We start from the raw sequence: 5,721 nt of genomic DNA on the forward strand, positions 1-5,721 counted from the left end.
ACCGTTAAGCTTATCAGCTACCTACTGGAAAGACAGTTTAGCCAGCAACTGGCCGATGTGTGGAATATCGGCCTTAATCTCGCCCTGCGGATCTCCGACTTACTGTCGATTAAGTTCAGCGATATCCAGGGCGATAGACTCATCATTAAGGAGTCCAAAACCGGCAAAATCGCCAACATCAAACTCAACTCAAAAACGCTAGAACGGATACAGCGTATTGCGCTCGAACATCCTAACCATATCTACCTGTTTCAGTCCTACCGTAATCAACGGGCGAAGCACATCAAACCCGCGCCTTTGTCACGGCGCTATATTTGCCGCGCACTGACGATGATTGGTGAAGAGCTTAAAATTGCCTTAGGCACCCACTCGATGCGCAAAACCCGTGGCTATCTGCTGTATCAACAAACCAAAGACATTGGCCGAGTAATGAAGATGCTCAGACACAGCGCCGAAGAAACCACCCTGCGGTATATCGGTATTGAGCAAGACGATATCGATAAGGACTTTGTCGAGCTAGAAATCTAACCCGCGCTTATCGCTTACTCGATAGCGCTTCCCTTTAAATCCCTCACACAGCCAATAGACCATCAACGTGAACACCTGCAACTAACCTCAGTCGGCATGTCGTAATGGCGCGTCACAATGATGCCCCTTGGCTAAGGAAACATTTATGCAAGCATTACAACCTGGCGATCACCTCGTTACCAATATCGACGTTCTCGGCTTAACCGAACACCATGGCCTCTATGTGGGCAATGGAAATGTTATTCACTTATCTAAACAGGGCATGATTGAAGAAATCGACCTCCAGCGATTTGCTGGTGGCCATAAGATCAGAGTGAAAAAGTCCAGCCTGTTTCCCCATCAAGCTATTGAGCTTGCACGCAGTCAACTGGGTTATACCTCATACGGCGTTGCTACGAACAATTGTGAGCAGTTCGTCAACGAATGCTTAGAAAGAACCAGCACCTCCAATCAAGTCAGTAATCTCACTCACGTTGCCCTGCAAGGCTCTGCCAGAGCAGGCTTACTGGGAAGTACTGCTTCAAAGCTGGCCACGGGAACCGTCGCAAACGTCGTGTTAGCCTCTACCGCAGTAAAAATGACTGGCGAATACCTAGGGCTACCCGATAACCTCAACACGCTCCTAGGGACGCCAGGGGATCTTGTTGCTAAGCCTGCAGAATGCCTACTAAAAGGCACTGCGCAAACCCTCAGTGACAGTTACGATTGCTTAAGCCAAGGAGAAATAACTGATGCTGGGATCAAGCTTGTCACAGGCAGTTTAGAAACCGGCTTAAACACGGTTTTGATAGGCGCAGAGGTGGGGGGTAATGGGGTAAAAGCTGGCGCTAAGCTGATATCCGATGCATGGCATTGGCTAAGGTCATAGTACATTCAGTCAGTATTAAGGCCTCGCTAAGCTACGCATAACACCTGGCGGGCTATGACAAACGAAGCGGCATTCATTGCCGCTATCGTTTTTAGCCTTACCTTACAGAGTATAATTGGTCGGATCCTAAGCTCATCTTGCTTTAATTTTTAGCTTCATTCCACCAGCAAGCAGATTTACAACTAAAGAGCTTAACTCGTCAGCCCCCCTACTAACCTCTTCACTTCGTTTTACCTAACCGTAAGGCCCACTCCATTACCTGCCACGCTGCTAGCTAGCTTTTCTAACGTCTCATTTTGCAAGTCAAATACATATAAGTCGATACGTTCATGCATAAAAGTATCTGACCAAGGAACCAAAGACATGCTCAAGGTTTCAAGTGTAATAAATCTGCCATCATCGCTTTTGCTTACAAAATTAAAATTGCCCGAAAAGGATAATTTTTTAGTTTTCAGCACTTGCCCATCGGAAAGTCGCAACCAATAGAGTGTTCTACCGTGAACAGCTAATCCCTTATCTTCATTTAAATAGATCACATCTGCATAACCTTTTAATGAAAACTTACTAAAGGATAAATCGTTCCCATTGACAAGGTAGAAGTCACCTTTACTAAGATAGAAGCTCACGACTTTATCAGGATAGGTGTACACATTAGGTGGCCGCATAACTATACCGACTTTATCAATGCGATGAACCTCTTTGCCTTCCTTAACAAAAATAATTTCACCCACATTGTTGATTACTGAAAAATACATATATGAGTCTTCAGTAAAAAAAACAGTACCTCGGCGCTCAGGGTAATACTCGACAGAAGAGTCCTGAAGATTAAGAATATACTCACCAGGATTTAAAACACCATTGGAAATGGATAACTTATCGCCATAAACTCGCATAATAGGACCGTTACCAGCATTCACATGATATTCTTTTATGGTAGTGAGAGTTTTTATATCAGTAATATGGATTCTACCAATAGCATGGTCTAGCGTATTAGAAATGATGACCTGTGTAGGCATTGCTGAAGCCATAAAGCTTACTCCCAATAATAAAACTGATAAGAGACTAATTTTTAGGGCCATAAGTCACCTCAATCTGTCGCCTTACACTATCGGCCTAAGAGAGAATAAACATAATTCACTGCAGTAAAATTCATTACGGTAGACATAAAGTCCTTATCCATGCTCATTTTTTAATGTTAACGATATCGATAAGGACTTTGTTGAGCTAGAAATCTAACAACAAGGAGGGTAATCCCTCCTTATTTTTTTGTTAATCTCCGGCCTGTAAAGTACACTCCATATCCTTAGAAAAACGGATACCAGATCCATCAACAACCCAGATCAACTCATTTCCCTCGTTTTTTCCTTTTCAAGCAATAAATTGATTACGCTCCCATCAAAAGTATGGATAATCTTTCCTTCTGCTTCGATATCAATCCGCTCTAAAGTGACTTCTTCCTTCCGCTTTACACCAAAAATCCCCTCCCCCATAGCCCCCAAACCAAATACACGGCATGGTGGCCACTCATGGGAAAAGGTTTCACCATTACGGTAAGTAACGGTTAATTTAACTGGAATAGAAAACTCACTTCTGACGTTAGGGCCTGGAAATTGATCACATGCAGCAAGAAGCATACAAAAATAAAGCAACAGTAAATTTTTCATTGTGGCCATCATACACCAAAACCTCGACTATAATTTTGCACAGCATTTTCGAACACATAAAAAACTTTAGCATGCTTTACACTGCTGATTTCTTGTTGGCATCACCTACAACCTTTTACGAGATAGAGCGATTCATTTTGCTTTTCACCATCCACATAAATTTTTAGCTCCTGAGCACCTGTGAATACAGCTTTAAATGACGAACTAAACAATCCATTTTGAACATACTGAGCTGGGGGTATCACAGGTTTGTACTCATAAGTCAGCTCTCCAGCCCTAACCCTAAAACAATCGAGGTTATATGCAACTTGGGTTGCTTCACCAGGTTCAATTCGAGACAACTCAATATCTGAATAACCAGACAGAATGTGGATGGGAATACTGCTCTCATTCAAAACCTCAACATTAAATTGAGTAGGACACCCCACCAAACTTAAGCTAGTAAGCACTGTAGCAACCGTTTTAAGCAACACATGTAAAATTCTCATAAAACCTGCACTCAATGAGGGGCTAGCTTTCAAGATGTACTTAGGTCTTTCGTAAAATCAACAATTTAGTCCGTTTTAGTTAGATGACATCCACCTAATCAGTTTTTTATGAAAATAGATAATTTGATGATTATCCAGCGGTAGATGGGAGCCTGTAAAATCGAGAGCAAAATCCACATCTTTGACCTTTTCAGGGAATTTAAAGTACAGGTTATAACAGTTATCTACAAATTCACTGTCGAGCCGTAAACTCTCTTTGTTATCGGCAATATCGACACTGCGAGTACCTCTTTCACCATCAATAGAGCGATCAAAACCACAAAATTTAGTATCATAGTCTTTAAATTTCATTACCCTATATGCCTTAAAATGCCTTTCAACACCATCAACTTTCATGATTAGCACGATATTGTTTGCGATTAACTCAACATTCAATTTCAAGGGTTTTACCCCCAATGCGAGTATGATTTCATCATCATTAAATTGACTATCGGGCCAACGGTTCATCTCGATACCCAATATCGCATTCCCTCGATACTTGGTTTCATAATTGTTGAATAGTAACGACAAATTAACGTCGGGAAATTCAATAATATCATCAAGGCTTTTGTTATACGTGTATTCCTTAGTATCGGGAACGGGCTCCCAAAGGCTAACTGAAGGCACACTGGCCACCTCCAGAGTCGTGGAAGTGCAGCCACACAAACAAAGACCGATAAGCAGTAACAAATACTTCATCACTCATTCCTTCTACTCTTGCCCATATCAGCTCAAAACTAATTTAGCCAATACATCAACTGAATCAACACCAAGCGACTTCATGGGCTTTACTGAGTAGATAAAAATACACGGTTAACGCCTTGGCTTTACCACTCAAAAAATCCTCGGACACTATTAGCCAGAATTCCCCTTTGAGCCTGGAGTGATTATGCTGAAGTCAATATTTCTGTCTTGTAACCACTGTTCAACTTTTTTCTTCTGTTTATAGGCGTCTTCATTTTTATCCATCACCCGCTCATGCTCGGCTAACCAATCAAATAAAACAATGATGCCTCTCCGGTTAACCATTTGGAACTCGGCGCCACGATTTAATAGATCTAAAACAATATCGTATCGACGTCTACCAGCTGCTTGAGTTAATAAGGTAGCGTTTGTGTTTGTTTTTATATTAAGATCTGTGCCAGCTTCAATGAGCAGATAATAATTCCTGGGTATCGTTTTTCCGCCTAATTCCACTGTTTCCTCAATAGGTGGGGCATCAAACATTCCCCCTTTAAGATTGGGATCGCCACCATAGGCTAATGCCAACTGTAAAAAGCGACTATCTTTATTTCTAGTCGCCCAATGCATTACAGTACTAGAGCCCTCAAGTTTGACATTGGGTGTGGCACCTTGTTTTAGTAATTCTTCAAAGCCCTCAAGGTTACCCTTATAAATTGCCCAAAACAGGGGCGTGCCTGTCGACCTTCCTTGAGCGTTGACATCGACCCCATTTGCCACTAACTCACGGATTTTTTTGATATCGCCTTTTCCTGCCGCTTTCGCCAATGCTCGAACTTGAGGATCAGGGAATATCTCATCCAAATCCATTAGCACTAAAGAAGTTTCACGCTGTTTCTTATTATGTGCTTTTTCGGCGTCTTCCAAAGCGCGAAAAAGCGGATCAGAAGCACAGGCACTGAGTAAACATGCAAACACCACATAACTGATGACTCGTTTCAACATAGGCCTGCTCATGTAACTGTAATTTTATCCTATCATTCACTGCACTTGATGATAATGCTTTCCCCACCACCCTCATATAAATTCCTTGTGCTATCGATGATTTCCATATTTTTTTTACAATCTTCAGGGATGTTCGCATGTAAGCGAATCAGTTTTTTTAGCCGTTCTAAACTTGGGTGCCTAATACCCGTTTCAGTAAAATCGACAGCGGAAAACATATAATACCGCCCTTTACCATAGTCACTATTCAATGTAATCAACCATTTTTTGAACGGGTGGCTACTGTTTAATTCAGAAAAACCATTTTCGATGCTTGTACAACTGAGTAACATTAGAGTTAATCCCCATCCCCAGTTCCTATTCATAATCATTCCTTTTGGGAGAATTGATCTAATCATAACTAGGGGCGAGTTACTTAATAGTGTAACGAGTCCCTACTGGATAGAAA

8 protein-coding genes are annotated in these 5,721 nt (G+C 41.7%); 2 read left to right on the top strand and 6 right to left on the bottom strand.

The annotated features are described in order from the left end of the window. Nucleotides 1–528 (top strand): tyrosine-type recombinase/integrase (locus tag Q4Q57_RS21815; protein ID WP_311892011.1); only part of this gene is annotated, 528 nt, incomplete at its 5' end. Nucleotides 529–673: 145 nt separating this feature from the next. After that, nucleotides 674–1,396 (top strand): lecithin retinol acyltransferase family protein, encoded by a 723-nt coding sequence (locus Q4Q57_RS21820; protein ID WP_311892012.1) that lies wholly within the window; start codon nt 674–676, stop codon nt 1,394–1,396. 230 nt (nt 1,397–1,626) lie between these two features. Here Q4Q57_RS21820 and Q4Q57_RS21825 read toward each other — a convergent pair whose 3' ends face one another. From Q4Q57_RS21825 to Q4Q57_RS21850, 6 genes are all read right to left on the bottom strand, one after another. Next, on the bottom strand, nt 1,627–2,424 hold the full coding sequence (locus Q4Q57_RS21825) for a hypothetical protein (protein ID WP_311892013.1): 798 nt from the start codon (nt 2,422–2,424) through the stop codon (nt 1,627–1,629). Between the two features lie 312 nt (nt 2,425–2,736). Next, entirely contained in the window at nt 2,737–3,060 is a 324-nt protein-coding gene (locus tag Q4Q57_RS21830; protein ID WP_311892014.1) for a hypothetical protein, read from the bottom strand. Nucleotides 3,061–3,161: 101 nt separating this feature from the next. Continuing rightward, the gene (locus tag Q4Q57_RS21835; RefSeq protein ID WP_311892015.1) at nt 3,162–3,548 is read right to left on the bottom strand and encodes a hypothetical protein; all 387 of its coding nucleotides are present in this window, start codon (nt 3,546–3,548) and stop codon (nt 3,162–3,164) included. 75 nt (nt 3,549–3,623) lie between these two features. Further along, entirely contained in the window at nt 3,624–4,286 is a 663-nt protein-coding gene (locus tag Q4Q57_RS21840) for a hypothetical protein (RefSeq protein ID WP_311892016.1), read from the bottom strand. 156 nt (nt 4,287–4,442) lie between these two features. Continuing rightward, nucleotides 4,443–5,273: an ankyrin repeat domain-containing protein gene (locus Q4Q57_RS21845; RefSeq protein ID WP_311892017.1), complete on the bottom strand. Its 831-nt coding sequence runs from the start codon at nt 5,271–5,273 to the stop codon at nt 4,443–4,445. A 32-nt stretch (nt 5,274–5,305) separates the two neighbouring features. Next, nucleotides 5,306–5,638, bottom strand: coding sequence for a hypothetical protein (locus tag Q4Q57_RS21850; RefSeq protein WP_263236451.1), 333 nt, complete (start codon nt 5,636–5,638; stop codon nt 5,306–5,308). Nucleotides 5,639–5,721 lie beyond the last annotated feature (83 nt).

Source organism: Shewanella sp. SP2S2-6, assembly GCF_031931965.1.
GTDB lineage: Bacteria > Pseudomonadota > Gammaproteobacteria > Enterobacterales > Shewanellaceae > Shewanella > Shewanella baltica.

Excerpts from the sequence above, each read along its gene's own strand:
- Q4Q57_RS21820 (WP_311892012.1), top strand. The coding sequence starts at position 674 with ATGCAAGCATTACAACCTGGCGATCACCTCGTTACCAATATCGACGTT.
- Q4Q57_RS21835 (WP_311892015.1), bottom strand. The coding sequence starts at position 3,548 with ATGAGAATTTTACATGTGTTGCTTAAAACGGTTGCTACAGTGCTTACT.
- Q4Q57_RS21840 (WP_311892016.1), bottom strand. The coding sequence starts at position 4,286 with ATGAAGTATTTGTTACTGCTTATCGGTCTTTGTTTGTGTGGCTGCACT.
- Q4Q57_RS21830 (WP_311892014.1), bottom strand. The coding sequence starts at position 3,060 with ATGAAAAATTTACTGTTGCTTTATTTTTGTATGCTTCTTGCTGCATGT.
- Q4Q57_RS21825 (WP_311892013.1), bottom strand. The coding sequence starts at position 2,424 with ATGGCTTCAGCAATGCCTACACAGGTCATCATTTCTAATACGCTAGAC.
- Q4Q57_RS21850 (WP_263236451.1), bottom strand. The coding sequence starts at position 5,638 with ATGAATAGGAACTGGGGATGGGGATTAACTCTAATGTTACTCAGTTGT.
- Q4Q57_RS21845 (WP_311892017.1), bottom strand. The coding sequence starts at position 5,273 with ATGTTGAAACGAGTCATCAGTTATGTGGTGTTTGCATGTTTACTCAGT.